A 1,257-nucleotide genomic window follows, 5' to 3' on the forward strand; every position below is an offset into this window, starting at 1 on the left:
GGCTCGACCTTCATTTTCATCCGGCCGATCTCGATCTTGCGCGAGTAAGGGACCGGGTTGGAGATATTGATCTGGTCGCCGCGCCGGAAAGCCGAAACGTCGCTGACGACATGACCATTTAGGAAAACCGTGTGGCTATCGCGGTAGAGACCGGGATGCGGATCGTCGACCGATCCGACCGGCGATCGCTGCCCCAGCGTCTCGATCGCAAAATCGACGATGTCTTGCATCGCCAGGTAGCGAAAAACGATTCGCATCAGCCATCGACCGAGACGAGCTCGTCATGCGGGCCTGTGACGATCTCCTCGACCTCTGTCGGCAAAACGCCGTCGCGGTCGCGATCGGTCATCTCCTGGTCGATACGCTGCAGCATTTTGGCCCGCGCCTTTTGCAGCGCGCGCTCTTTCGCCTCCTGGAACGCCTTGCGCGCGTTGAGGCCGGCCAGGTCGCCCGTGATGACGAACCGGGCCTCCTCACTGGTCGAGATCCCATTGCGCGCGGCGTCAAGCCTGCGCTGATAATCGGCCTCGTCGAATACCTTGCCCATCAACCGCGGACCTGAATCTCGAAAGCGATGATCTGGCCCTGGACGCGCCTGGTCGCGTCGTCGACGCCCTTGATGCTGACCTCGGCGCCGGCGATCACCAGGAAATCTCGATCCGTCAGCGGCAGCATGGTTGACAAGGCAACCTTACCGTCCGGCACTGCCGCCGAGGGATCATTCAACAGGATGACATGCCGGTCGCCCTGGCGGATCTCGCCGACAATCTCCGCCGGCTGATAGCCCTTGACCTTCGCCAGGACCGCCGCCTCTTTCGCGACGGCGCGCGCCGGTCCGACGCCGGCGTAACGCCGGACCAGGACGGTCTCGCCGTTCTCCTCGAGCGCTCGGATATGCTGGTCGAGGGACTCGTCCGGCGTCACTGGCCGTCAACCTTGCTGGTGATGACCTGGCCGACCTCGGAGCCGCTCGAGCCGGCCTCGCCATCGTTTGGGCCGCCATTATCCCCCGCGATCATGCTGCCGAGCAGCTGCTCGAGCTGCGCCGAGTTGTTCTCGAGCTCGCCGGCATGGCCCTGCAGCGCCTTATGCTGCTCGTCGATCTTGTCGAGCACGCGATCATAGCGCTGGCCCGTGACGCCGATATCCGTCTCGAGCTTCCTTGCCCGCGCCAGGCGCGAGCGCATGCCGGCGAGCTCGATCGGCCGTTTGATGTCGATCATGTCGATTCCCTCCAGGATCTCCGGATGCCGCTCG

Annotated in this window: 3 protein-coding genes and 1 pseudogene; all 4 read right to left on the reverse strand. The window is 64.0% G+C overall.

Features of this window, described 5'->3' with window-relative positions; translation table 11 throughout:
- Positions 1-257: pseudogene (locus K359_RS0148170) on the reverse strand (hypothetical protein); the annotation flags it as partial.
- Positions 257-547 (reverse strand): hypothetical protein, encoded by a 291-nt coding sequence (locus tag K359_RS0148175; RefSeq protein ID WP_029085274.1) that lies wholly within the window; start codon positions 545-547, stop codon positions 257-259. The gene K359_RS0148175 and the pseudogene K359_RS0148170, both read right to left, overlap by 1 nt.
- Positions 547-924 carry a hypothetical protein gene (locus tag K359_RS0148180; protein WP_029085275.1) on the reverse strand — a complete coding sequence of 126 codons (378 nt, stop codon included), beginning with the start codon at positions 922-924 and terminating at the stop codon, positions 547-549. The genes K359_RS0148175 and K359_RS0148180 overlap by 1 nt, the downstream gene beginning before the upstream one ends.
- The coding region (locus tag K359_RS0148185; RefSeq protein WP_029085276.1) for a hypothetical protein at positions 921-1,257 on the reverse strand (337 nt) is incomplete at its 5' end. The genes K359_RS0148180 and K359_RS0148185, both read right to left, overlap by 4 nt.

The sequence above is a fragment of the Bradyrhizobium sp. th-b2 genome (genome assembly GCF_000426785.1).
GTDB lineage: Bacteria > Pseudomonadota > Alphaproteobacteria > Rhizobiales > Xanthobacteraceae > Bradyrhizobium > Bradyrhizobium septentrionale.